Origin of the sequence: Spiroplasma endosymbiont of Villa modesta (genome assembly GCF_964030925.1) — a bacterium.
Taxonomy (GTDB): domain Bacteria; phylum Bacillota_I; class Bacilli_A; order Mycoplasmatales; family VBWQ01; genus Spiroplasma_E.
Window position 1 is genome coordinate 216549 of record NZ_OZ034992.1, and the last position, 26453, is coordinate 243001.

At 23.9% G+C, this 26453-nt stretch carries 28 protein-coding genes; 21 read left to right on the top strand and 7 right to left on the bottom strand.

Features of this window, described 5'->3' with window-relative positions; genetic code table 4:
- The first annotated feature begins 101 nt into the window (after nt 1-101).
- Nucleotides 102-839, top strand: coding sequence for a hypothetical protein (locus tag AAHM89_RS01355; RefSeq protein ID WP_342266714.1), 738 nt, complete (start codon nt 102-104; stop codon nt 837-839).
- 685 nt (nt 840-1524) lie between these two features.
- Here AAHM89_RS01355 and AAHM89_RS01360 read toward each other — a convergent pair.
- Nucleotides 1525-3054 (bottom strand): sodium-dependent transporter, encoded by a 1530-nt coding sequence (locus AAHM89_RS01360; RefSeq protein ID WP_342266715.1) that lies wholly within the window; start codon nt 3052-3054, stop codon nt 1525-1527.
- A gap of 245 nt (nt 3055-3299) precedes the next feature.
- Here AAHM89_RS01360 and AAHM89_RS01365 point away from each other — a divergent pair, with 245 nt between their 5' ends.
- Both AAHM89_RS01365 and AAHM89_RS01370 read left to right on the top strand, forming a co-directional pair.
- Entirely contained in the window at nt 3300-3617 is a 318-nt protein-coding gene (locus AAHM89_RS01365) for a PTS sugar transporter subunit IIB (RefSeq protein WP_342266716.1), read from the top strand.
- Between the two features lie 4 nt (nt 3618-3621).
- On the top strand, nt 3622-3969 hold the full coding sequence (locus tag AAHM89_RS01370; protein ID WP_342266717.1) for a PTS lactose/cellobiose transporter subunit IIA: 348 nt from the start codon (nt 3622-3624) through the stop codon (nt 3967-3969).
- A 37-nt stretch (nt 3970-4006) separates the two neighbouring features.
- Here AAHM89_RS01370 and AAHM89_RS01375 read toward each other — a convergent pair whose 3' ends face one another.
- Both AAHM89_RS01375 and AAHM89_RS01380 read right to left on the bottom strand, forming a co-directional pair.
- Nucleotides 4007-4216, bottom strand: coding sequence for a hypothetical protein (locus AAHM89_RS01375; RefSeq protein ID WP_342266718.1), 210 nt, complete (start codon nt 4214-4216; stop codon nt 4007-4009).
- The gene (locus AAHM89_RS01380) at nt 4192-4971 is read right to left on the bottom strand and encodes a hypothetical protein (protein ID WP_342266719.1); all 780 of its coding nucleotides are present in this window, start codon (nt 4969-4971) and stop codon (nt 4192-4194) included. The genes AAHM89_RS01375 and AAHM89_RS01380 overlap by 25 nt, the downstream gene beginning before the upstream one ends.
- A gap of 312 nt (nt 4972-5283) precedes the next feature.
- On the opposite strand from AAHM89_RS01380, the gene uvrB reads away from it, so the two are divergent.
- From uvrB to AAHM89_RS01395, 3 genes are all read left to right on the top strand, one after another.
- Complete coding sequence (gene uvrB / locus AAHM89_RS01385; protein WP_342266720.1) at nt 5284-7269, top strand: excinuclease ABC subunit UvrB; 1986 nt, start codon at nt 5284-5286, stop codon at nt 7267-7269.
- Nucleotides 7270-7483: 214 nt separating this feature from the next.
- Entirely contained in the window at nt 7484-7996 is a 513-nt protein-coding gene (locus AAHM89_RS01390) for a CatB-related O-acetyltransferase (RefSeq protein ID WP_342266721.1), read from the top strand.
- Nucleotides 7997-8004: 8 nt separating this feature from the next.
- Nucleotides 8005-8460, top strand: a complete 456-nt coding sequence (locus AAHM89_RS01395; RefSeq protein WP_174481403.1) for a methylated-DNA--[protein]-cysteine S-methyltransferase — start codon at nt 8005-8007, stop codon at nt 8458-8460.
- 17 nt (nt 8461-8477) lie between these two features.
- Here the strand turns inward: AAHM89_RS01395 and AAHM89_RS01400 are convergent, their stop codons facing one another.
- Together AAHM89_RS01400 and AAHM89_RS01405 are read right to left on the bottom strand one after the other, a co-directional pair.
- Nucleotides 8478-9890, bottom strand: a complete 1413-nt coding sequence (locus tag AAHM89_RS01400; RefSeq protein ID WP_342266722.1) for an APC family permease — start codon at nt 9888-9890, stop codon at nt 8478-8480.
- Between the two features lie 15 nt (nt 9891-9905).
- Nucleotides 9906-10967 (bottom strand): alpha/beta hydrolase, encoded by a 1062-nt coding sequence (locus tag AAHM89_RS01405; protein ID WP_342266723.1) that lies wholly within the window; start codon nt 10965-10967, stop codon nt 9906-9908.
- Nucleotides 10968-11298: 331 nt separating this feature from the next.
- On the opposite strand from AAHM89_RS01405, the gene AAHM89_RS01410 reads away from it, so the two are divergent.
- Nucleotides 11299-11820 (top strand): hypothetical protein, encoded by a 522-nt coding sequence (locus AAHM89_RS01410; protein WP_342266724.1) that lies wholly within the window; start codon nt 11299-11301, stop codon nt 11818-11820.
- A gap of 27 nt (nt 11821-11847) precedes the next feature.
- On the opposite strand, the gene AAHM89_RS01415 is transcribed toward AAHM89_RS01410, so the two are convergent.
- On the bottom strand, nt 11848-12825 hold the full coding sequence (locus AAHM89_RS01415) for an IS3 family transposase (RefSeq protein ID WP_342265776.1): 978 nt from the start codon (nt 12823-12825) through the stop codon (nt 11848-11850).
- A 104-nt stretch (nt 12826-12929) separates the two neighbouring features.
- Between AAHM89_RS01415 and AAHM89_RS01420 the strand changes: the two genes are divergently transcribed.
- From AAHM89_RS01420 to AAHM89_RS01460, 9 genes are all read left to right on the top strand, one after another.
- A complete protein-coding gene (locus AAHM89_RS01420; protein ID WP_342266725.1) occupies nt 12930-13253 on the top strand; it encodes a hypothetical protein in 324 nt (107 codons plus the stop codon).
- A 397-nt stretch (nt 13254-13650) separates the two neighbouring features.
- Nucleotides 13651-16521 carry an excinuclease ABC subunit UvrA gene (gene uvrA / locus AAHM89_RS01425; protein WP_342266726.1) on the top strand — a complete coding sequence of 957 codons (2871 nt, stop codon included), beginning with the start codon at nt 13651-13653 and terminating at the stop codon, nt 16519-16521.
- 55 nt (nt 16522-16576) lie between these two features.
- Nucleotides 16577-17404, top strand: coding sequence for a hypothetical protein (locus tag AAHM89_RS01430; protein ID WP_342266727.1), 828 nt, complete (start codon nt 16577-16579; stop codon nt 17402-17404).
- Nucleotides 17405-17491: 87 nt separating this feature from the next.
- Nucleotides 17492-17914, top strand: coding sequence for a transposase family protein (locus AAHM89_RS01435; protein ID WP_339045912.1), 423 nt, complete (start codon nt 17492-17494; stop codon nt 17912-17914).
- A gap of 23 nt (nt 17915-17937) precedes the next feature.
- A complete protein-coding gene (locus AAHM89_RS01440; RefSeq protein ID WP_339045908.1) occupies nt 17938-18345 on the top strand; it encodes a transposase family protein in 408 nt (135 codons plus the stop codon).
- A gap of 351 nt (nt 18346-18696) precedes the next feature.
- Complete coding sequence (locus AAHM89_RS01445; RefSeq protein WP_342266728.1) at nt 18697-19221, top strand: hypothetical protein; 525 nt, start codon at nt 18697-18699, stop codon at nt 19219-19221.
- A gap of 106 nt (nt 19222-19327) precedes the next feature.
- The gene (locus tag AAHM89_RS01450) at nt 19328-20284 is read left to right on the top strand and encodes an SGNH/GDSL hydrolase family protein (RefSeq protein ID WP_342266729.1); all 957 of its coding nucleotides are present in this window, start codon (nt 19328-19330) and stop codon (nt 20282-20284) included.
- Nucleotides 20285-20339: 55 nt separating this feature from the next.
- Entirely contained in the window at nt 20340-20603 is a 264-nt protein-coding gene (locus AAHM89_RS01455) for a hypothetical protein (RefSeq protein ID WP_342266730.1), read from the top strand.
- A 93-nt stretch (nt 20604-20696) separates the two neighbouring features.
- A complete protein-coding gene (locus AAHM89_RS01460; protein ID WP_342266731.1) occupies nt 20697-21509 on the top strand; it encodes a hypothetical protein in 813 nt (270 codons plus the stop codon).
- 10 nt (nt 21510-21519) lie between these two features.
- Here the strand turns inward: AAHM89_RS01460 and AAHM89_RS01465 are convergent, their stop codons facing one another.
- Nucleotides 21520-21750 carry a hypothetical protein gene (locus AAHM89_RS01465; RefSeq protein ID WP_252321044.1) on the bottom strand — a complete coding sequence of 77 codons (231 nt, stop codon included), beginning with the start codon at nt 21748-21750 and terminating at the stop codon, nt 21520-21522.
- A 248-nt stretch (nt 21751-21998) separates the two neighbouring features.
- On the opposite strand from AAHM89_RS01465, the gene hprK reads away from it, so the two are divergent.
- The 5 genes from hprK to AAHM89_RS01490 are packed head-to-tail and all read left to right on the top strand — an operon-like array spanning nt 21999 to nt 26432.
- Nucleotides 21999-22946, top strand: a complete 948-nt coding sequence (hprK, locus tag AAHM89_RS01470; RefSeq protein ID WP_342266732.1) for an HPr(Ser) kinase/phosphatase — start codon at nt 21999-22001, stop codon at nt 22944-22946.
- Nucleotides 22947-22978: 32 nt separating this feature from the next.
- Nucleotides 22979-24181 (top strand): prolipoprotein diacylglyceryl transferase, encoded by a 1203-nt coding sequence (locus tag AAHM89_RS01475; RefSeq protein ID WP_342266733.1) that lies wholly within the window; start codon nt 22979-22981, stop codon nt 24179-24181.
- Nucleotides 24165-25130 carry a thioredoxin-disulfide reductase gene (gene trxB / locus AAHM89_RS01480; protein ID WP_342266734.1) on the top strand — a complete coding sequence of 322 codons (966 nt, stop codon included), beginning with the start codon at nt 24165-24167 and terminating at the stop codon, nt 25128-25130. Before AAHM89_RS01475 ends, trxB begins: the two co-directional genes overlap by 17 nt.
- Before the next feature lie 23 nt (nt 25131-25153).
- Nucleotides 25154-26101: a DNA-binding protein WhiA gene (gene whiA, locus AAHM89_RS01485; protein WP_342266735.1), complete on the top strand. Its 948-nt coding sequence runs from the start codon at nt 25154-25156 to the stop codon at nt 26099-26101.
- 34 nt (nt 26102-26135) lie between these two features.
- Nucleotides 26136-26432: a helix-turn-helix transcriptional regulator gene (locus AAHM89_RS01490; protein WP_342266736.1), complete on the top strand. Its 297-nt coding sequence runs from the start codon at nt 26136-26138 to the stop codon at nt 26430-26432.
- Nucleotides 26433-26453 lie beyond the last annotated feature (21 nt).

The following is a 26453-nucleotide window of genomic DNA, read 5'->3' on the forward strand; positions in this document are numbered from 1 at the left end:
TGCTGAATAAGTTATTTGTTATACTTATTAGGAACGGTAGATTATTTAGGTGGATAAATATAGAATTAATCAAATAAAAATTAAAAAGGATAATGATAATAATGATAATTAAAAAAAGAGAATTTTTAAAACAATTTGATATTTTTAAAGATTTATTTAAAATAAAATATTTTTTTAATTCTTCAATTTGTACTTTGAAAGAAATAAATACAAATACTATGGAAAATACAAGTAATCTTATGATATTCTTTAAAATTATTAATCAATTTTTAAATGCAAATAATATTAAAAATATAGATTATCAAAATACAATACTATATATAATTTTTGATAAAAAAATTATTAATCAGAGAGTTGAACTTATTTTATATGAAATAAAATCTTGGTTAAATAAAGTAAATAATGAAAATCAACATTATTCAGGAGATCAATTTAAGGATGATATGGAATTATTATTATTAATGTTAAATACATTTATAGATAAAGCAGAAATTGAAGTTAATATAATAAAAAATGAAGAAATTGAATTAAGTTTTAAAGAAGATATTGCAATTAAAATTCAAAATGAATTTAAACAAATAGATTTAGCAATTAATGAAAAGGATTATATAACTGCATCCAATAAAATTGAAAATTTATATACAAATCATTTTGGGAAACATTTTTTTAATGAAAAAGAAGTAAATAAAAAAGAAATAATTAATATTTTAAAAAGTAAAAATAAAATATTAGAACAAATAAATTCAATAGAAGAATTTAATAGCATATTTAGTTTAATATCAAAAGTAAGAAATGCAATAAAAGGGAAAAAAAATCTACTAATGAAGCAACAAAATTAATAAAAAGTAGTTTTTGAAATAATAATATTAACGATGATGAAAGAAAAAGTTTTTTAAAATTATATGTTGATTTTTCTAAAACTCTATTTAATTTTTTAATAAATAATTCAAATTAATTAAAAATTTTTTCTTTTTTATATTAAACTTGCAAGTTTCATAAAAACTATCATCAATAAATAAGTTATTGAGTACTAGATTAATTTACATACATAAAATAATTGATTAAAAAAATTAACTGTATTTTTAAAAATCTAACTAATACCTTTTGCTATAACTCATTTGCTTGTTTTAGGCTTGATAAGTCATATAATAAACACAACTTTTATTTACCATTGATCATTTTAGAATAGACAGTTCTTAATAATTTTTTGCTAGTTTAAATACTAAAATTAAAATTAACATAACAATGCATATTATTGTCTGGTTATATTGATAAGGTAATACTATGATTATTTAAACTATTATTATATTTGAAAGGTCATTTTACATGGTCATCAAAAATATATGAATTCATTACTTAATCTATTTTTGTCTTATAACTGAGTAAATAAAAATATTTTATTATTGAATTCATTTTTATTTATTATTATGTTTGGATTTTATATAGCATATTTTATTATATAAGATATTTTAATATGACTGTTTAATGAATAATTATCTATTTAAATTAGCAGTTATATTAATTTTATTCAGTGTCGACTTTAATAATTTCAGTTTTTGTTTTTTGTTTAAATAGTTTATTATTAATTTTTATAAAATAGATTTTAATATTATTTCAAAAAGTAAAAATTAAAGTAAATAATAAAACAGTAATAGCTCCTAGCGTCAAGCCAATAGTTAGAAATATAAAAGGATTACTAATTATATTATTAATTAATTGATATAAAGCAAAGACCAAGTTAATTAAAATAATTGTTGGAATAAGGATTAAACATAAATATTTGAAACCTTTATTTCATTTAACTCATGAATATTGATTATTAAATTCTTTTAAACTATCATAACATTTTCAAATAAGGATAACACCAATTAATTCACAAATACCAATAATCATTTGTCAAATACCAGTAACTCATATTGCAAGTCCATCAATTAAAGGACTACTATTATTAAAACAGAATATTAAACCAAGCATAAAACTACTAATAATCATTATTAATAATGCTTGATAACGTTTAATGCCATAACAACTAATTAGAGGATTAACAACGGCTTCAGCTATTGCTATTAATGAAGATATACCAGCAAAAAATACTGATAAAAAGAAAAGGAAAGCTAGGGTGTGACTTAAAAATGGAAGATGTGTTTGCTCAGTAATGATTGCAAAAACTTGTGGAAAAACTTGAAAAATTAAAGTTGGACCCGAAATAAATACTTCATCAATAGTTTTATGCTGATTATATGCAATTGCACCGATTCCTCCAAAAACAGTACATGTTGTTAATAAAGCAACAATAACAGTACCAACCATAATAATTAAACCTTTATTAGTATTACTAGTACCAATTGGCGCATGACTTGAAAAAATAATAATGACACCTGTACAAGTTGAAAGCATAAAGAAGGCTTGTCCAAAAGCATCAGTTCAAATGCTACTAGTTAATATTTTTTTACTATTAAAACTAAACATTGTTTTTAAACCATCTAGAGCACCAGGTAAAGTTAAAACATAAATCATCATCATTAAAATCATGATAAATAGACTAGGAATAAAAATTTTATTTGCTAAATCAATCCCTTTAACAACGCCACCCAACAAAATAACACCAGTAATAATTCAAACCATAATTAAACTAATTAAAACTCAAATACTAATATTACCCAATTGACTAAAATTTTGTGGTACATCGTTGGAAGTTTGACCAATTAATTTATTTAAGAAAAATCCTTGTTGATTTAAACTAGGAAGAAAAGACATAACTATTGCCAATAATGATCAAGCGACAAGAACACTATAAAATACACCCATTATTCAAACAACTGCAGTTTGTAAAAATCCAAAGAAAGTCCCAGGAGTTTTTGCTAAATCTTTAAAAATTTCAACATGATTTTTACGATATTTATTACCTAAATTGATTTCAATTAATAAAATTGGTAAAGCACAGACAATTAGTGCAATAAAGAATGGAATTAAAAAGATACCACCATGTTTATTCATTTGATTTGGAAATCCCCAAATACTTCCTAATCCTACAGCAGCACCCAGTACTGACATAATAAATCCTCATGTAGTTATGTTTTTTTCTTTTTGCCTTTCATATAATCAGTCCCTTTATTTTTAGATAGTATTATGAATTTTACACAATAGTGATCAAAGTTACAATATATATTAGTAATATATTTTTAATCTTTAGTTAAAAGTTATATTTTTTAAAACCATTAAAATTCAAATTTAAAAATATCAATGTATAATATTCTTAGTTATGTATATTTGATTTTTGTTTATTAGGAGGAAGATAGATGATAAAGATATTACTTACGTGTTCAGCTGGTATGAGCACTTTAAGACTAGAAGCAAATATGAAAGAGTATATTAAAGAGTTAAATTTAGATTATGAAGTGAAAGCATTAGGTGCTACTGAAGCAAAAGCATCTTTTGCTAAAGGTGAAACATGGGATGTTGTTTTATTAGGACCACAAGTAAGTTATATGAAAAATGATTTTACTAATATTATTGGAAATGCTGCTCTTAATATTATTCCAGCAGCAGTTTATGCGATGGTTCAAGGTAAAGAAACGTTAGAATTAGCAATGAGTTTGTTAGAAATTAAAAAATAATACTATGAGCATTAAAGAAAAAGAGAAAAGTAATAATATTGATTTTGAAAAAATTTCACTTGAAATAATTTCTTTTGCTGGAAAAGCAAAATCTTTAGCAATAGAAGCAATTACTTTCGCTAAGGAAGGACAATTTGAAACAGCATTAAAAATGATTGATGAAGCAAATGATAATATTACTAAAGCTTTGCAATCACATATGAGCGTCATTGTTGAAGAAGGTAAAGGTTATCAATTACCTTTTTCAGTATTGTTTATGCATTCTGAAGATCATTTGTTAACAACACAAATGATGATTGAAATTAGTAAAGAATTTATTAATTTATATCAATTTATAAAAAGAAAAAAATAAAAATAGGCATTTGCCTATTTTTATTTAAAGTATAAAATTAATCTTTTGGTTTTTTTTCAAAATCTTCTCCATCTTTTTCTAATCCTTTGATTGGACAAAGTAGAGGATAATTTTCTTTACAATAGTCACAATGTCATTTTTTCTTTTTGAAAATTTCTTTAAATTTTTTAAACATTATATTTTTTCTCTCTTTCTTTTCATTATTTTTTTTGTAAGTATATTTTATTCTTGTTCAAGTTCTGTTCATGAGCCAGTAGTGTTAGTTACTACTTTTCATCCTGTATTACTATTTTCGAATTTAGTTTTTAATTGATTAAAATTCTCAATAATTTTTTCAGATAAAGTATATAAATCTTCGTTTGAGATATAACCTTTTCAACCACTTGCATCTCATTCGGGAAATCTAGAAATAATATTAAAAATTTCAGTTTTATTTTTATTAGTATTTAAAATTTTTTGTCATTCATATCGACTTAATGCAATTTTTAAAGTATCATGTCATAAAAATTTATAATATTTTTCTATTATATTTTTATCGTGAGTATTTGGTGAAAATTGTGGTGCTAGAAAAAATAATTCCTTAGGTGCTTCATGATAAGTTACTATAATTCCATAGGTATTATATCCACGTACATTAATTAAAGATGAAAAATTATTTATTAATTTTTCAGTTAATTCATATATGCTAATCTTTTCTCATCCATTACCTTGATAAGGAAAAGATGAAGTGTCATAGTATATTTTTTCTCTTAATTTTTCAAGGTTATTTAAAGAAAAAAGTTTAAATCAAGTATCTAAAGTACTGCTATTAATGTATATATACGATATAGCAAGTTCATATTGATTTTCATAGTTAGTAATAATTTTATCTTCACCATCATATTTTATTGGTTCATTATTTAAAATATTTGTAGTTTTAATTTCGGTGTTTAAAATAGAATTTAAGTTTCCAATTGATGATGAAACCGTTAAAAGACTTACTGCTGTTAATAGTGTTTTCATAATCATTCCCCCTTTTTAGTTTTTTTACTTTATATAAAAATTATTTTAATTATCTGTTTAAAATTTTACTATATTCTAAGTAAAATAAAATATAAACGATAATAAGTCAATTTTAAACATTGGATTTATTTGATAACTAAACTTTAAATTTTTTAAGAAATTTATTATAATTTTTTATACTTATAAAAATCAAAAAATAAGTATAGTATTTATATTGTTTTATAATAATTTTAATTATATAAAAGTTTTATTATTATTTTATTTAAAATAATATGGTATTGTATATAGAATGTTTTAAAGGAATATAAAGTTATGTTTAAATTAAAAGCGCCTTATAAACCAACAGGTGATCAACCTGAAGCAATTAGAAAATTAGTAGTAGCTATTAAAAATAATATTAAATACCAAGTATTATTAGGAGCCACTGGTACGGGTAAAACTTTTACAATGGCCAATGTTATTGTGCAAGTGCAAAAACCAACTTTAATTTTAGTACATAATAAAACATTAGCTATGCAATTATATGGAGAATTGAAAACTTTTTTTCCTGAAAATCGCGTTGAATATTTTGTTTCATATTTTGATTTTTATCAACCCGAGGCATATTTACCAAAAACCGATACTTATATTGATAAAAATTCTAAACAAAATCAAGAAATTGAAATGTTAAGATTAAGTGCTTTAAATGGTTTATCTATTAGTAAAGATGTTATTGTTGTAGCATCAGTAGCAGCAATTTATGGTGAACAAGAACCAACAGCATATAGAGATAACTTTTTTGAATTGAGAAAAGGACAAAAAATTAATAGAAAAGATTTATTATTAAGACTAATTAAAAATGGATATGTACGTAATGATATTACATTAGAACTGGGTAGTTTTAGTGCAAAAGGTGATTTAATAAAGTTAGCTCCATCTTGAAATGATCAATTTTATTTAAGAATTAGTTTATTTGGTGATGAAATTGAAGAAATAGCACGTATTGATACATTAGGCGCTAATGTTTTAGAACGTTTTTCCTTTATTACAATTTTTCCTGCGCAAAATTATATTACTAGTAAAAGTCGTGTTGATCAGGCAGTTATTAAAATTACTGAAGAGTTAAAAATAACATTAGCACAACTAAGAAAAAATAATATGTTAGTAGAAGCGCAAAGATTAGAACAAAGAACAGAACACGATCTAGAGTCCTTAAAAGAATTTGGTATTTGTAGTGGTATTGAAAACTATTCTCGTCATTTAGAAAATAGAGAAGTGGGTTCAGCACCATATACTTTAATTGATTTTTTTCCAGATGATTTTTTAACAATTATTGATGAATCTCATATGACATTACCACAAATTAGAGGAATGTATAATACTGATCGTAGCAGAAAAGAAACATTAGTAAAATATGGCTTTCGTTTACCTAGTGCTTTGGATAATCGTCCTTTAAATTTTAATGAATTTTCTAATAAGTTAAAGCAAGTTATTTATACTTCAGCAACTCCTGCTGATTATGAATTATCTTTAATTAAAAATGAAGTTGAAACCTTTAATGTACCAGTTCAACAAATTATTCGTCCCACAGGTTTATTAGATCCAACAATTGAAATTAAACCAGCTAAAAATCAAATGGAAGATATTATTAATCAAATAAAATTACGAACAAAAAATAATGAAAGAGTATTTATTACTACTTTAACAATTAGAATGGCAGAAGAATTATCAAATTTTTTACAAGAACAAAAAATTAAAGTTGCTTATATTCATAATGAATTAAAAACATTAGAACGTACTAAAGTTTTGTTAGATTTAAGAAAAGGTGTTTTTGATGTTATTGTTGGTATTAATTTATTACGTGAAGGATTAGACGTACCAGAAGTGTCATTAATCTGTATTTTGGATGCTGATAAATCTGGTTTTTTACGTAATACTAAATCATTAATCCAAACTATTGGTCGCGCAGCACGAAATGTTAATGGTCATGTTATACTATATGGAGATATTAAGACAGAGGCAATGACACAAGCAATTGAAGAAACGCAAAGAAGAAGAGAAATTCAACTTGCTTATAATAAAAAACATAATATAGTACCAGTTACTGTTAAAAAACCGTTGAGTGAAATCGTAAGTACTAGAGAATTAGATGTTGATTTAAAAATTTTAAATTCAAGTAAAGGTAAAACAAAAATAGCTGCTAAAACAAAGATAATTGCTGATTTAAGAGTTGAAATGTTACAAGCAGCTAAAGATTTAAATTTTGAAAAGGCAGCTTCACTTCGTGATTTAATTTTGAGTATTGAAAGTGAAAAATAAAGGAGTAAAATAAGTTGATCGATAAAGCACAAAAAGGTATTTTGATAAGTCCAAATACTAAAATTAATCCTCATATACCAACAATATTTTTAATAAAAATTATATTACTAAACCTAAAATTTTTATTGGTGATTATACTTATTATCATGATTTTAATGGTGAGCAAGCAGCTATTGATTTTGAAAATAAAAATATAATTTATCATTTTCAAAATATGATAGATGATGAATTAATTATTGGTAAATTTTGTTCAATTGCACAAGGTGTTTTATTTATAATGAATGGTGGCAATCATAATTATTCTGTAGTTTCAACATTTCCTTTACCATTATTTTATAAATCATTAAATTTATCAGAAGTTACAGAAAAAGATAAATTAGATAAATTTCCGATTAAATCACCAACAGTGATAGAAAATGATGTTTGAATTGGTCATGATGTGACAATCTTAAGAGGAGTAACTATTGGTAATGGGGCAGTAATTGCAGCTAAAAGTGTAGTTACAAAAAATGTGCCTCCTTATGCTATTGTTGGTGGTAATCCCACTAAAATTATAAAATATCGTTTTTCTAAAAAAATAGTTCAAAAATTACAAAATATAAAATGGTGAGATTGATCTATTGAAAAGATTGTTGAAAATTCAGATTTGTTAAAACAAAATTTTGATAATAAAATATTACAAGAACTTGTAAAAGAAAGTAATAGTTTAAATAAAATAAAGGGGTAATAAAAAATATGAAAAAATATGGTTATTTAACTACTAAAATAGGTTTAATTGAAATCATAGTAGTTGCAGAACAAGTAGTAAAAGTTAGTTTTGTTAATACTCGTCAAGTTGCTAAGGATAGTAGTAATATAGTGGTAGTTAATTGTTTAAAACAACTAGCAATGTATTTTGATAAAAAATTAAGTGATTTTAACTTACCAATAGCTTTAAAAGGAACTCCTTTTCAAGAATTAGTATGGAGTAAAACTTGTACTATTCAATTTGGGACAACTTTAACTTATCAAGAATTAGCGCAAAAAATAGGTTATCCAAAAGCAAGTAGGGCAGTAGGCTCAGCTTTAAGTAAAAATCCATTAGCAATTATTGTTCCTTGTCATCGCGTTGTTAATAAAAATAAGAATATTGTTAATTATCTTTATGGTGCTCATATTAAAAATTTTTTATTAGCACAAGAAAGTAAATAATGTATAAGATTATTTTCTTATGATTGATTATCTTTTTTTTGATTTTTAAAATTGTTAACAATTTTAACTACATAATTTTTAATATAGTAAACAGGATATCCTGCTAACATAACAGCAATTAAAATTAGTGAATTTCATAATGCTCACATATTATTATTTTGTGTACCATAATAATACATTGCCAAAAATGATCCAACAATAGCAATTATTGCTCCTAAATAACCAATAATAATGAAAAAGTAAAATCAAAAATTATTAAAAATCTTTTGGTAGTCTGGATGTTTGCGCCTTAAAAAGATAATGACTGAATTAACAATTAATTTTAAAAAACTAATAGCAATAATAAAGTAATTAGTTACTTCATACAATTGATTTCATAAAATATAAATTAAAGCAGCAAATATTAATAGTAGCATAGCAGCTCATGGCATATTAGTTCTTTTAGTTGTTTTTTGAAAAAATTTAAAAAAATCTTTTTCTTCACTCATTTTAAAAATTAAACGTGATTGATAAAGTAGAAATGCATTTAGTGAACCAACAAATAATAAAATTGCTAGTCCTGAAAAAATATAAGCTAAAACATGAGGAATATTAGGATTATTGATAATAGCATAATATCAAACGTTACTAAATCCATCATTTTTATCTAATCATGAAAGTGGTTCATTAATAGTTAACAAAGCAATTAATAGTATTAAATATAAAAAGATAATTAGTCCTGTTGCAACAATTAAAGCTCAAAGTACATTTTTTCTTGGATTTTCTACTTCTTCAGTAACATAAGTTATTGCCTCAATTCCTGAATAGGCAAATAGTGTCATTGTTGTTGCTGGTAATAAAACATAAGTTGCAAGAAAAATTTTTGATAAATCTTTTTGAACTATTTCACTATTAAAGCTATCTGTATTGCCATAAATCATAGCAATAAATAAAACAAAAGTAATTGGTAATCCTTTTAAAATTGTAAAAATAATTTGTGTTTTTCCAGAACTATTTTTAATAAATATTTGGACTATAGCTAATGCAAATAAAATTAAAATTCCAAATAATTTTATCAACCATTGGTTAGTAATATGAGCTAAAGTACCAATAATATTACCTAATGCTAAAGTAGCAGAAGCAACGGCAGTAGCACTAACCATTAAAACTAAAATCCATCCCAATCAAAACGAACAAGCCATTCAATTTGCTTTTTTTAATCAATAATAAGCACTTCCATTTCCTGGAAAAGAAATAGCAGTTTCTGCTAGTAATAACATTTCTGGCAAAATTAAAATACCGCCTAAAATTCAGGCACATATCATTAAAATCGGATTAAATCCACTTTGAAACGCTACTTGTCCAAATGAAATTAGTACTGATGATCCAACTGTAGCAGAAATTGCCATCATTAATATTACTCAAAACGAATACTTCTTTTTTAATTTCATGTCTTTTTCCTATCTCTATTTTTTTATTTCGTATGTATTGATAAAACTTTTTATTTTATTAATGTAAGTTTGATAAGCATTTGGTAAGGTTTCAATATGATCAATATTTTTCAAAAATAAATAATCATAATTTTTATAATGGAGTTTAACTTGATAATTATGAATGACATTAGCCATGAAAAATGGGACAAAATTATCTTTTTTACCGTGAATTAATAAAGTAGGAACTTGAAAACCTGTTTTGCTTTTTTTTAATAAATCATAATCTAAAATATTTGTATTTGTAAATTTTTGATATCTTTTGGCTAAACCATTACTAATTAATCATCAAGGTTTTTTATAACGGTATTGCATGACGTAACGAAATTGAACAAGTAGATTAGAGAATCCACAATCAGTAATTGCCCAGTTAATTAAATTGGTTACTTTATATTTAAATAAGTAATAATTAATTGTTGATGCACCCATACTATTACCAATTAAACCAATACTGCTAACTTGATAATTATCTTTTATTCAATTAATTAAACAATTAATATTTTCAGCACAAGTAAGACCAATGTCACTATATTGGCCATAAGTTTTACCGTGAGCAACACTATCAAAAGTTAAAATATTGTATCCTTCTTCATAAAATCATGACACTAATCTTAGTGCTAAATATTTATTTTCTGTTCAACCATGAAAGCCAATAACTCATTTATCACTTTTCTTTTTTTGAATGACAGTTAGACAACTAATGTTTTGATTATTATCATTTTTAATGGTAAATTCTTGATAATTTTCTTTTTTTCAATCAATTGGATAGCCATATTTATTAAGATCTTTAATTTGACAATCATATTGATGATAATTAAAACTATTAATATCAACTGTTTGTTCGTTATTTATTTTAAATTTACCTTCTTTTTGATAAGAAAAGCAAAATTCTAAAAATTGTTTTTGATATTTTTTTGAATAAAAATAAACAAAAGGAAATAATAGAATAACTAATAAAATTTTGCTAAAAGAATAACAAAATTTTTTATAACCAGTTAATAAAATTTTTTGATTCACAGACGTGTTGATTACTGTCATTTTTTAAGCCTTTTCTAAACTACTAAATTACTAATTATTTTACACTATCTTATCAAATGTTTAAAATATTAATGTATGTTAATTTAATTATTTTAAAATAATTAAATTAATAATTTTTATAACTTAATTGTTTTTCAATTTTAATAATAATTTTTAATATTTAATTTTATTAATAATTGCTTTGTAGGAAAGTTTATTGTATAGTAATGTTTTCAGTTGTAAACTTTAAGTGAGATTTATTTAAAATTGAAACAAAATAATATTTTCAATAATTTTCATTATTAATAAAAATAGTATACGAGAATTTTAATAAAAAGGAGGATACTTAAAAATGATAAATGAAAAAAATAAAACAGTAGAAGAAGATAGTGTTACTACTGTTAATGTTGATGATAGCGACTGTCAAGCAAAAATGGAAAAATTAAATAAAAAATTGCAAGAAACAGCTAATGAATTAGAAGAAATAAGTAGTCTTTATGCAAAATCAGTAAAAGAATCATTAGATAAATCAAAAAAAATTAAAGAACTAGAAGATAAAATTGATGAATTGGAAGAACAATTAAAAGCATGTAGAGAAAAAAATAAAAAATTAGAAGGTCTTGAAGATAAAGTTAAAAAATTAGAAGAAGATTTAAAAGAATGTAAAGAAAAAAGAGAAGACTTGGAAAATCAATTAAAAGAATGTAAAGCAAAAAGAGAAGAACTAGAAGCACAGTTAAAAGATTGCCAAGAAAAAAATAAAAAATCAGATGAAAGTAAAGGACAATGAATTCCTGGTGAATATAAATGAATGCCTGTTGGATCAAAAATGCCAGAAGGTTGAGTAAAAGTAGATCTGGTGGTTGGCCCTTAATTACTGGACCATTTTTGATATAAAATTCTAAATTTTAATTTGTAAAATTGGTGGTTTTAGAAATTTAGAATGTATTCTTTCATAATTATAAAACATAACATATTGATTTACATCATTTATAGCTTCATTGATGGATAAATATTGATTTGATCCTTTAGGTAGTCATTCTTGAGATAAATGAGAAAATCAGTTTTCAGATAATACATTACCACCAATATCATAAGGTTGTTTTTTGCTTAAAATTATTTGTTTATCCTCTGCTCATTTTGTGATATCCTGACAATAAAATTCGTTGGCGTTATCTGAATGTAAAATAACATTTTTTACTTGATTTCAAGAAAATTGTTTGTTGATTTTTTCAAGAGCAGGAAGAATTAAATCCTGATATGATTTATTAGGAGCAATATTATAACTAACAACATTATTTGAATAAAAATCAATAATTACAAAAAGATATAATCATCCTTCTTTAGTATTTATTTGTTTAGTGTCCATTGATCAAATTTGATTTGAAGAGGTTGTACTTTTATAATCTTTGTTTACTTTATCCATTGTAGGTATTCACTTATTTGGATTTTTTTTGTTTTTAGGATAGTTATTTTTAGTTTGTTTTAATCCTTGAATATTGTGTTCTTTCATAATTTTTCGCATTTGTTTTATTGATAATTCTATATTTAAAATGATATTTTTTTCTTGTTTTAATCACTCTTTAAAAGCTGAAAAAATTCTTAAATATCCATAAATTCTGCCTTTTCTTGTAGAATGAAATTCGATTAAAAGTTGGCATATTTTTTGATATTTATGATTGCATTTAATAATATGATTTTCTTCTTTTTTAATAGGTTTTTGTTTATTTTTTAAAAAGTAATATGTTGATCTGTTTAATTGAAGATATTGACATAGGTTTCTAATTGAATATTGATTTTTACAATCATCAATAATTTTAATTTTTTCTTTGATATTTAATTTGTTAATTACTAATGCTATTTGTTTAATTTTATCCATTAATAAAAATCCTTTCAGGTTAAAATTAGTGTTAATTATATAACACAATTGTTTTTAGAATACATTCAGGTTTTTTAAATTAATGGTCTAGTAAAAAGGGCTAAGTGGCTCTTGCTAAAGGTTTAACAATAGTTCAGAGTGATAAAGAAGGAAAAACATTAGGAAGTGTTGGAAAACATAATCATACATTTTTAAATAATGCTCAGGTATGAACCACTCCTGCTTCAGCAAGAATAGCTTTTATTAATGAAAGAACTTCAGGATCATTAGGTTCTAAATATGTACCATTCTTAGGTAGTTATACTCATCTTTGAGGAAGTAAAACAACTGCTGATACTGGAAAAGGTATCTCTAATACCGAGAATAATTTAGCTGCTGGAATATTTGCTGAACTTTGACAATATCAAGGAGAAAATAGTAGTAGTTAAAGTTAATAAAAAAGAAAGAAAAAAAATAAGATAAATAAAGTTAATGGATAAATTTATATAATTTAAGTAAATAAAATTATTCCAATTATTTTTTATTAGAAAAAAATATTGGAATATAACATTTTTTAGTAATAATTAATTCTATTTTTTAAATTTTATTATAAAATGAGCAATTGCTGTATTTCATTTTTGAATATATATTGTTCATTTTTTTGTAATTTAAGTTTTTATATACTTTTTTTGCACTAAATAATTTTAAAATTTTAAATATTGATTTAGATAATATTTTAAACTAATTATAATTGATATTCTTTAGTATTAATTAGCAATAATGCTATTAAAGTTAACTATATATAGTATATAATTAATTAGAAAGAGCATATAAGTGGAGGAATAAATGACAGATAATCAAAAATATATTACTGTTAAAGGTGCACGTGAACATAATTTAAAAAATGTTAATATTAAAATTCCAAAGTATAAGTTAGTAGTTATTACTGGTGTCTCAGGAAGTGGTAAATCATCATTAGCTTTTAATACAATTTATGCAGAAGGAAGGCGAAGATATGTTGAATCACTTTCAGCCTATGCTCGTCAATTTTTAGGAAACAGTGAAAAACCTGATGTTGATGCTATTGATGGTTTAGCACCAGCAATTTCTATTGATCAAAAAACTACAAGTAATAATCCTCGCAGTACTGTTGGTACTGTTACTGAAATTTATGATTATTTGCGTTTACTTTATGCACGGATTGGAACTCCTTATTGTAATAAGGGTCATGGTCCAATTAGCACGCAAACTTTAAAAGAAATGGTTAATAAAATTAAAACGTTAGAAGATAATACTAATATTGAAATTTTAGCACCAGTTATTAATGCTAAAAAAGGTAGTCATCAAGATTTATTAGCAAAATTAAAACAAGAAAATTTTTTGCGAGTTAAAATTAATAATAAAATATATAGTTTAGATGAACCAATTGAATTGAATAAATCATTACGTCATGATATTGATATTGTTATTGATCGTATTAAATTTACCAATGATGATAATACTATTTCACGAATTCATGATGCTTTAGAAGTTGCTTTAAATCATAGTAATGGTTTAGCAAAGGTTATTTTATTGCAAACAAATGAAACGTGATTATTTTCTCAAAAATATGCTTGTAAAATTTGTGGATTTTCAATTCCCAGTTTAGAACCGCGTTTATTTTCTTTTAATGCACCAAGTGGAGCGTGTTTTGATTGTAAAGGCTTGGGAGTAAAATTAGAAGTTGACGAAGAATTATTAATGCCAGATTTAAAATTATCAATTAATGATGGTGGCATTGAGTATTATAAAAACTTAGTTGGTACTAGTAATTTAGAATGGCAAAAATTAAAAGTTCTTTGTTATCATTATTTAATTGATTTGAATCAACCATTAAAAAATTTAACAAAAACACAACTTAATTATATTATGCGCGGTAGTGATGAAGCCATTACTTTTAGTATTACTTCGGCAAATGGTCGTAAATATCCTAATCATGATTATATTGAAGGCATTGCCACTTTAATTGAAAGACGTTTTTTAGAAACAACTAGTGATTTTGCCCGTGATTATTATCGTAAATTTATGAGTGAACGTACTTGTTTAACTTGTCAAGGAACAAGATTAAATGAATTTGCACTAGCAGTTAAAATTAAAGATGAAAATAATAAAGAAATGAATATTAGTCAATATACTAATTTAGACATCGAAGAAAGTTTAACATTTATGTTAAATATTAAATTATTACCTTATCAACAAGAAATTGCTAAATTAATATTAGTAGAAATCATTAATCGTTTAAGTTTTTTAACTAATGTTGGTTTAGGTTATTTAAACTTATCACGAATGGCACAAACTTTATCTGGTGGTGAATCACAACGAATTCGATTAGCAACTCAAATTGGTTCACAATTAACGGGAGTATTGTATGTTCTTGATGAACCTTCAATTGGTTTACATCAACGTGATAATGTTAAGTTAATTGAAACTTTAAAACAAATGCGAGATCTTGATAATACATTATTAGTAGTAGAACACGATGAAGATACAATGTGAGCAGCAGATTGATTAATTGATATTGGTCCAAAAGCCGGAATTTATGGTGGTGAAGTAATTGCTGAAGGTACACCACAGCAAGTTGCTAATAATCCTAATTCAATTACTGGACAATATTTAAATGGTGAAAAATTTATTGCATTACCTAAATCAAGAAGAAGTGGTAATGGCAAAGTTATTGAAATTCAAGAAGCACAAGCTAATAATTTACGTAAAATAAATGTTAAATTACCTTTAGGTAAATTTATTTGTGTTACTGGTGTTTCAGGAAGTGGTAAATCAACGCTTGTTAATGATATTTTATATACTAGTATTCAAAAGTATTTAGGTTTAAAGGGACAACGACCAGGAAAACATAAAGCAATAAAAGGGATTGAATTTATTGATAAAATTGTTGCTATTTCGCAAGAACCAATTGGCAGAACACCAAGGAGTAATCCTGCTACTTATACTTCAGTTTTTGATGATATTCGTGATTTATTTACACAAACACCAGAAGCAAAAATTAGAGGATATGCTAAAGGTAGATTTTCATTTAATGTACCGGGAGGAAGATGTGAACGTTGTTCTGGTGATGGTGTTATTAAAATTGCGATGCATTTTTTACCTGATGTTTATGTAACTTGCGAAATTTGTGAAGGAAAACGTTATAATAGTGAAACATTACAAGTTAAATATAAAGGTAAAAATATTTATGATGTACTAGAACTGCCTGTTGATTTAGCATTAACTTTTTTTGCTAATCATCCAAAAATCCATAAAAAGTTAGCAATGATACAAGAAGTGGGATTAGGATATGTAAAATTAGGACAACCCGCTACTGAATTATCTGGTGGTGAAGCACAAAGAGTGAAACTAGCTAAAGAATTACAAAAACGTGCTACTGGCAAAACTATGTATATTTTAGATGAACCAACTACTGGTTTACACGTTGATGATATTAAAAGGTTAATTGAAGTTTTAAATAAAATTGTTAATCATGGTGATACTGTTGTTGTAATTGAACATAACTTAGAAGTTATTAAAGTTGCTGATTACATTATTGATCTAGGACCTGAGGGTGGAAAATTTGGTGGTGAAATCATTGCTACAGGAACACCAGAACAAGTAATAACAAATCCTAAGTCTTATACTGGACAATATTTAAAAGCAGTTATTAATCGCGATTTGAATAGAAAATAATTAAAATATTTTCTGTAGTATTCTTGAATTTTAACAAAAGAAGTGGAGAAATAAAATGTCTTTAGAAGTAGTACCAAATTTAAAAGAAATACTTATAAATTCAACTATACAAAATGTTAAAAGTAATATAATAAAGTTAAAAGAAGTTTTTAGTACTTCTTCTAATATACAATACTTAGAATATTGATTTATTTTTTTTGAAAAAGATTTTTTTAAAAAAAATTTAAAAATAATGGAAAAACAGTATCAATGAATGCAAAACTTTTTAGTGAAAGTAAAAGATGAAGTATTTAATGATGAAAGAAAAGAACTTGAATTTCTTTCTTTTAAGTTTGAAAAAGAAAATTTTTTTCCATGAGATAAAGAACTAGAGTTTGAATTACTTGAATTTACTTTAATGTGAGAGGAACAAAAACAGAAGGAAAAGGGTAAACTTATTGATAAAATTACAGCATTAAAAATAGAATTAAATTGTAAATTAAGTAGTAAAAAATGAGAATTAAAAGAAAAATTATATAAAATTAATAATCAACAAGAAATTATTTTAAATTTTCATAATAATAGTTTTAAAAAATTAGAAGTTTTTCAAAAACAGAAAACAAGTAAGATTTTTAAATTTAAAAGTAAATTAGTTAAGTTTTTCACTTTTGGTTATTATAATTTTGAAATAAGATTAGGTAATAGAATAGAATGTGAAAAAGTTGTTTTAAATAATCAAAAAGAGCAACTTTATAAAATTGGATTAAAAATTTGTAATATCAAAAAAAGTTTGAATAAAGTTGAAATAAAAATTAGAAAAAAAAGACAAAGACTTAATTTATTTAAAGAAAATATTGTCTCTCTTGTTAAGGAAATAAATTCAATTAATAGACATATTCCGTAATTAAATTTTTTAAAAGTCAATTAATAATTTTAAAATTTATTTTATAATTTTGTTATTAACAATAAATTTAGAAAAGTGTTGATAAAAATGATTTTTGAAAATTTAAAAAAATTAAAAAATGAAGAATTTTACAGATATTTTGGTATAAAACGTTTTCATTTTAATGAAATGTTAGAAAAATTAATTGAAATAGAAAAATTAGAAAAAAATAAAGGTCGAAAAAATAAACTTTCAGTAGAAGAAAGATTAATGATGACTTTATTATACTGAAAAGAATATTATACTTTTTTTCAAATGAGTATTAAATCTAAAATGAGCCCATCAAGTTGTTTTCGAAATATTACTTGAGTAGAAAATAAACTTAGTAACCACAAAGATTACCAATTTTTAAAAGAAAGATATAAATTAAAAATTGATAAAAAACAAGAAAATTCAAATGAATTTCAATTTTATTTAATTGATTCAACTGAGATTGAAATTGAAAGACCAACTAAAAAAAACTACAGTTAGAATATTTTTCTGGTAAAAGTTGAATGTATTCTATAAAATTTCAAATTGTATATGATTTTTTTAATAAAAAAATTGTTGATATTTTTGCTGATAATGGTAAAGTGCATGATTTTCAAATATTAAAAAATTCAAATCTTGAATTTTCAGAAAAAACAATAATTATTGGTGATTTAGGATATCAAGGTATACAAAATATTTATAAAAATACAATAATACCAATTAAAAGAACTAAAAATAAAAAATTAACTAAACAAGAAAGAAAATACAATAAGATTGTATCTAAAATTAGAATTAAAGTTGAACATGTCTTTGCTTGATTGAAAAGATTCAAAATTTTAGTAAATAAATGTAGAAAATCTAAATTTAGACTTATGTACTTAAGATTTAACTTACTTTGTGAAATTTTTAATAAAATAAAACCATTAAAATAAAAAAAATATTAAAAATATTTTTTTAAAATTTAAATTTTTATCGAGTTAATATAAAAATATTATTAACAATTTTTTGTTTAAAATGTAAACTCATTTTTTAAACTATTTTTTCAAAAAATATTTATTTCTATATTCAATAACACTAAATAGTTTTAAAACAATTTTATTGACAATTAATTAAATTTAATTACGGAATATGTCTAATGTACAAAATACTGAAATTTCAACAAACAATAGATTAATAACACAACTATAGTTATTCTTTTTATTTGTAATCTAAAATTGGAGAAAATTATTTCCATTTATATGATAAAATCTTACTTATATATAGACATGAAAGGATTTGTCACTTTGGAAAAAAGAGTATATTTTTTAAAGTTTAATAAAAAAATTCTTAAAATGGATTTAATAAGTTTTGGAACTGGTTTAATAGGTATTTTTTTGGGAATTCTAAGTATTTTAGCATTACAACCTTTTTGAGATAATGATAAAGCATCACTTTGAATAACTGTTGTTGCAATTTTTTTTGATATTACTAGTTTTACTTTAGCTTTTCTATCTTTTTTCTTAATGTTCCGTTTAATTAGATTAAAGAAAACTTTGATAAAACAAAATATGAAATTATATCGAAAAGATCAATTTAGTATTTCGCTTGATTTTATTAGTTTTTGTTTAGGTATTATTGGAACAAGTTGTGAAATTATTAGTGTTATTGTGCTTTTACCTCAATTTAATGATAATAAAGTTTTTTCATATCAAATTACTATTGTTGCTGTTGTTTTAAATATTATTAGTTGTATTACTTGTTTAATGGCAACATTAATTACTGTTAATATTATTAAAGATTATAAACAAAGAGGAAATTCTATTATTTAAATATGATAATGTCCACTTTTAGCATAATTATTTTTTGTACTATGACAAGCTAAATCAATTATGTTAAGATATTTTCAGTTTAAGTTTATTGTTAGAAGGAGAAGTCATGAATGATAATCAAAAAATAAAAGGTAATTTTTATGTTCTAGGAGATAGTTTATCAGACACAGGAGCATTAGTAAGTGGTTTTACAGCTCTTTTTAAGCATTTAAAAATACCTAAAATAGTTAAAATGTTACCACCATTTTATAAAAACTCTTTTTCTAATGGTCCTGTGGCAGCACAAATTATTGCCGATTACTTGCATATAAATTTAACTTCTGCTTGAAGATTTGACCTTTTTTTATTTGCTGATGAGCAAATTGGTAATAATTATGCAGTTAGTGGAGCTTTAGCTAGTAGAAAAAAAGAATTAACAGTAGAAAGTTTTGTTATTAATCATTTTGATATTACTCATCAAGTAGATGCTTTAATTAGTCAGCATCATATTAATAGTAATGATATAATTTTAGTAGAGTTTGGTGGTAATGATATTTTATATGCTTTTAAACAATCATTATTAAACGACCAAGAAGAAATTATTAATAAAGCAGTTGAGTTAATAAAAAATGCTTTAACTAAATTGATAAATAAGGGTGCTCAACGTATTTTATTATGTAATGTTCCTAATATGAGTATTATCCCTTTATTTAAAAATAAAGAAAAAGATAAGGAACGTATTTTAAATTTAACTACTAATTTTAATAAAATATTAGATAGTGTTATTGAAGAATTAAATAAAAATAAAAAAAATATTATTAAATATGATATGTTTGCAGCGATAACAAATGCTATTAATAAGTTTAAAAGCTTGAATATTAATAACAATATTATTGATGCAGCAGTTACTACTGATTTTAGTGAAATAATTAATAATGGTATTATTGTTCCTCATTTCAATGAAGGTGTTAATGAAGAAAATATTAATAATTATTTCTTTTTTGATAGCATTCACCCTAATAAATGAGCACATAATATTATGGCTCAAGAATTAATTAAATTAATAAATGATAATAAGAATTAATTAGAAATATTTATTTATAAGAGTTATAATTTTGTTATAAAGGAAAAAAATAAATATGAAAAAAGAATGAGTTAAATTAATTAAAGTAGGCTTTATGCATGGTGTTGAAGAACCTTGATGTAATAACAAAGGTGTTGCAATATTACCATTTATAATTAAAGATGATGGTAGTCGTTATTTTATGCAAACATGTGAGAGTAATCCTTTATTTAATAAAAATAAGTTGGGTAAATATAGTTCAATTACTGGTGGAGTGGAAAATAATAATCCTTTGGAAACAGTTTATAATGAAATGAGAGAAGAAACTGGTATTTTTTAACAAAAGATACACCTATTTACTTTTTGGCATTATGCTTCAAAAATAAGCACTAAAGTATGATATTATTATGCAATTGATTTAACTGCACTTAATTTGGATATTAATGATAAATATTATGGTGTTAGTGATGGAACAATAGGAGAAAATAGTTTATATAGTAAATTTATTCCTGAAACAGAATTACGGTTTTCAAACGATTCTTTTTCTCTGACAATTTATGGTAAGTTATTCAATTCTATAAGTCACAATTGTTTTAAAAACATTAATTTTAAAACATTATTATTAAACAACTATTGCGATTCAAAAGCAGAAATATTTAATTCTGCAACTAATAATAATTTGAAGAGAAATATTTTTATTTCGGGTATAGCTAATAATTATGAAGAATTTGGTACTATAAAGAAAAGTAAAAAAATTGTATTTGATTTATCAAATTTCTTATGTAAAGAAAATAAGAAAATAATAAATGCATTTGGAATCGGCGTTGGTGATGAAATAGTAAGTGGTGCTGTTAAGTATGCTAAAGAAAATAGTATTGTTTTGGATAAAATTCTTGATGTATGACCATTTCCGCAACAACTTAAAAAAAGTTGACCAGAATATCGTAATCAGTTAATAGATAAAGCAGACATTGTACTATTTATTTTTGGTAATAAAATGGATGAAAATAATAATATTGTTTTATCAAAAGGTGTATTAAATGAATTTGAAATTGCTAGAAATAAAAATAAAATAATAATTCCTATAGCTTCAACTGGTTATGCTGCTAAAGAAATATTTATAAAAATAGAAAATGATATAGAAAATTTTAAATATTTAAAAGATTATTTACATGTTCTTAAGAATGAAAAAAATGCCGCAAAGATAGTTAAAACTATTATTCAAATTTTAGATAATATTAACTAGTAATATTTATTTATATTTTATTTCTTGGTGGTAATTGTGGAGGCGTACCACTTCCAATTGAACTTAGTTGTCCTAAATAATTAATAAAATGATAATCTCATTTTTCAGAAACTAAATCACCAGTATTTTTTTCATTTTTATTTTTATCAATAGTTTCATAAATATGATTTAAATTTTGATTGATAGATGATGAGATAATATTTTTTAATACTAATTCAAAAGGAATATAGTTGCTATTCATAAAAAGTTAACACCAATTTTTAATATTTTAATTTTTAACAATTTTTAAAAAATTATATCATAATAATTTTATTTGATAATGAAATGTTTAATAACTTTTTATTATATTATTCAATAGTTTTTTTAATGTTTTTAGAAACTTATGTATATTTTTTGTTAATAATAAACTTTCTGTTGATATATTATATATAATTATATTATGTTTAAAATTAATCAAAAATTTTAATTATAAAAGGCAGGAAATTAAGTATGGAAAACCTTAGTGTTGGTGAAATAATAACAAAATTTAATTTAACAATTTTATATATTAATCCCAAAATTCCAATTGAAAAAAGAATTATTACTAATATTGGTACTAATCGTGGTGGTTTAGAGTTAACAGGATTTAAAACTAAACAAATCTCACGTAGTCGTCGTATAATTTTATTAAGTAGTAAAGAAAGCGAATATATTTCTTCTTTACCAAAAACAGAATTTAAGAACCATTTTAGTAATATTTTAGAAGATCATATTCCTGCTATTTTTGTAACACCTAATTTTAAATTTAAAAAAGAATTATGTGACTGTGCTAAAGCGATTAATTCAACAGTTCCAATTATTGAAGTATTATTTTTTACTTCTGAATTTGCAGCAACAGTTTCTACGTATATTGTTGAACGTTTATCTGAATCTAAACGTTTACATGGTACTCTAGTAAATATTTTTGGTTATGGTGTCCTAATTATAGGTGAAAGTGGTATTGGTAAATCAGAAACAACATTAGATTTATTACGTAATGGACACTTATTTGTTGGTGATGATAGTATTGATATTTTAAAAGTCAACAATAAAATTGTAGGAAAAGTTAATCCGATTATTAAAAATTTAATTGAAATTAGAGGAATAGGTATCCTAGATATTACCAAAATGTATGGATATCATGTTATAATGCATGAGAGTCAAGTAAATTTAATTATTAATTTAATTAGAATTGAAAATGATGGTTGAACTAAAGTTGATCGACTTGGTGATCATAATAACTTTGATGTTTTTTTTGAAATTAAAGTGCCTAAAATAATTATTCCTGTTAGTCCAGGAAGAAATTTAGCTGATTTAATTGAAGCAGCAGTTATTAGTTTAAAGTTAAAAGATGAAGGTCAAGACGCTACTGCTAGTTTTCAAAAACAAATAATTAGAAATTTAACAAAAAAGAAATAATTTAATTATTAAATTATCAAAAAGGAAAAAATATGATTAATGATGATGGATACAATAGTTTAATTACCGATATTCCGGGAACGGGAATTCATATTTATTCAGTATTAATGGCAATAGGTTTTTTAACTGCTGTCATTGCTTCATGAATAAAATTATATCGTCGTAATATTCCAACTAAAACTTTAGAATGAGGAACATTAGTTATTACATTAGCAGGATTAATAGGAGCAAGAGCATGATATGTTCTTAATAATACTAGCACAATTGAAAATGCACTTGATGTAGTTGCCGTTTGAAGAGGTGGTATGGCAATTGAAGGAGGCGTTACAGTTGGAATGATAGTAGGGTTCTTTATTTTTTATCGTACTTCAAAACAGTTACAAATTTCAATGTGAGTTTTTATTGATTGTATTGTTCCAAATATTTTATTAGGTCAAGCGATTGGTAGATGAGGTAATTTTTTTAATCAAGAATTACTAGGAACTGATGTTGGTCATCCTTTCAGTTGATTACCAACATGAATAAATAATCATTTACATTATGGTTTTAATAGCGATAATCGAGATCCTGTTGCTGTTTATCGTCAACCTTTATTTTTATATGAGTCATTATCTTCATTATTTGGTTGATTCTTTTTAACGTTTTTTGTACCAAAAACAGGACAAATATTTAGTAAAAAACCATGAAAATTAGATTCTTCGCAATTTATTTCGCCTTTAAAGACTAATCCAATTGTTGGAAAAGATTTTTTAAAACCTTGAACGGTTATTAAAAAAATTCATGGATATCGTAAATTTAAATATGAAAGTTGAAAACAAGCATATTTTGATTTTACACCCAATAAGAATAGTGTTAAAAGTGTTGAAAAAATACCTTGAAAAGATGTTAAAACACATTCAAAAGTTAAATCAAAGATAAAAAAATGATATTTAAAGATTAAATATAATATGCAACCACATTCTAAATCTTTAAATACTATGTATAATCCTAATAATTATCGAGTAACGTATGCAGGAGTATCAGGTAGTTTATACTTTGTCTTTTATGGTATTATTAGAATGATTTTAGAACCACTTCGTGATAATAGAGACATTATGAAAATAGCCAATGTTTCAACTTCAATGATAGTTTCTGGAATGTGAATTATTTTAGGTGTTATTTTAGTAATATTTGCACAAATTATTGCACCATCAAGATTTCGTAAAGGAGAATGATTATATGAAAAATCATACTAGTAAAGAAAATAAATATGATTATGATTTAGTAGTTATTGGTGGTGGTCCAGCAGGAATGACAGCTGCTATTTATGCACAAAGAGCAAATCTTAAAACTGTGATTATTGAAAAATATATTGTTGGTGGAAAAATGATTAAAACTTCTGAAATTGAAAATTATCCAGGTTATGATTATATTTTAGGCCCTGAATTATCAGAAAAAATGCAAAAGCAAGTTGAGAAACTACAAGTTGAATTTGTTACTGATGAAGTTATTAAAATTACAGATAGTGAAAATCATAAAATTAAAACAGTCCTTTTAAGTAGTGGTGATGTTCTTATTGCTAAAGGAGTAATTATAGCTACTGGTTCATTAGAACGTAAAATTGGTGTTCCTGGTGAAGAAGAATATGCTAATCGTGGTGTTTCTTATTGTGCTGTTTGTGATGGTGCTTTATTTAAGAATAAAATTATTAGTGTAGTTGGCGGTGGTTATGCTGCTTGTGAAGAATCTTTATATTTAACAAGATTTACTAATAAAGTTAATCTTATTCATCGTCGTGATCAATTTCGTGCTGATGATAAAACCGTTAATAAAGTTAAAAATAATGAAAATATTAATTTAATAACTGATCATGTTGTATTAAAAGTATTAGGTACTGAGGATAAGAAAAAAGTAGGTAAATTAGAAATTCAAAATATTAAAACTAAGGAAATTAGTGAAATTACTACTGATGCCTTATTTCCTTATATTGGTTCTGATCCTGTTACAAAATTTGTTAAAGATTTAGATATTTGTGATAGCAATGGTTATATTATAGTTAATGATAAGTGTCAAACTAAAATCCCAGGATTATATGCAGCTGGTGATGTAATTGCTAAAAATTTAAGACAAATAGTAACTGCTGTTAACGATGGAGCGATTGCAGCACAATATTTAATAAATTTTATTGATAATTTTAATGAATAAAGTGTACAATTGAGGTGATAGTAATGATATCATTTACAACAAGTGTAAAAGATGAAATCTGTCAAAAAAATTTTAAAAATTGTTGTCAGAAATCTTTGCTATCAGCATATTCGCTTATTAATGGTAAGATTACAAATTCAGATAAAATAAATAATGAGATTATTATTCATAGTTTTCATAACAAAACCACTAGGTTAATATATAAATTTTTAAAAAATCAATATAAAGACGTAAAATTGATAGTTATGGTGGATGTTTTAAATAAATTTGAGCGTCCAAAGGTGTATAATATTCGTATTAATAATAAAATTGATTTTATTATTAATGATTTAATGCTTCAAGATAAATATCTTTTTATTGAGAAAGAAGCTATGCACCAGCATATAATAAAAGAGCATTGTATAAGGGCGTATATCGCAGGAATCTTCCTTGTAGTTGGCAGTATCAATTCTCCTTCAACACCTAACTACCATTTGGAATTACAATTTCATAATGATATGTTGGCTAAAAAAATTAAAAATATTTTATTACAAATTTTTAAATTAAACTTTAAAACAATAAAACGTCGTAATAAAACGGTGCTTTATCTAAAAAAATCTAATGTAATTTCTGACTTTTTAAAAATAATTGATTGTCCACAAGCAGTTTTCGTTTTTGAAGATAAACGCATTTCACGAGAATTATTTAATAATATTAATCGTTTTAATAATATTGATATTTCTAATCAACAAAAAATTTTAAATGCTGGAGACCAGCAAGTTATAATGATTTCTGTTTTAAAGGATAAAAAACTTTTCAAAGCGTTGTCATTAAAAGCTCAAATTATTTCAAATTTAAGATTAAAAAATCCTGAAGCATCACTTTCAGAATTGGGTGAACTTTACTATCAAGAAACTGGTTTTGTCATTACTAAGTCTGGGGTTAATCATTTAATTCGCGAAATTAAGAAAAAGTATCAAGAAACATTGTAAGTTAATAATAAAAAGTATAAGAGGAGGCCATACAATGAAAAAGAAAGAAATTTTAAGCAAAGGTCGTCAAGATTTATTGAATGCTTTTGGAAAACGAATGAAAACTTTACGTAATCAAAAAGGTAGAAAATTTTCACAAGAGAAACTTGGAGAAGCAAGCGGCCTACATCGTAATTATATTTCTGATGCTGAAAGAGGAACAAGAAACGTATCTTTAGTTGCAATCTTAAAAATAATTAATGGGTTGGATTCATCTATTAGTGAGTTTTTTGCTGTAGGGTTTGATAATATTGAAACTTCAAATTTATATGACACATTTAGTGTTGAATAAAATCAATTTAATACACTTTTA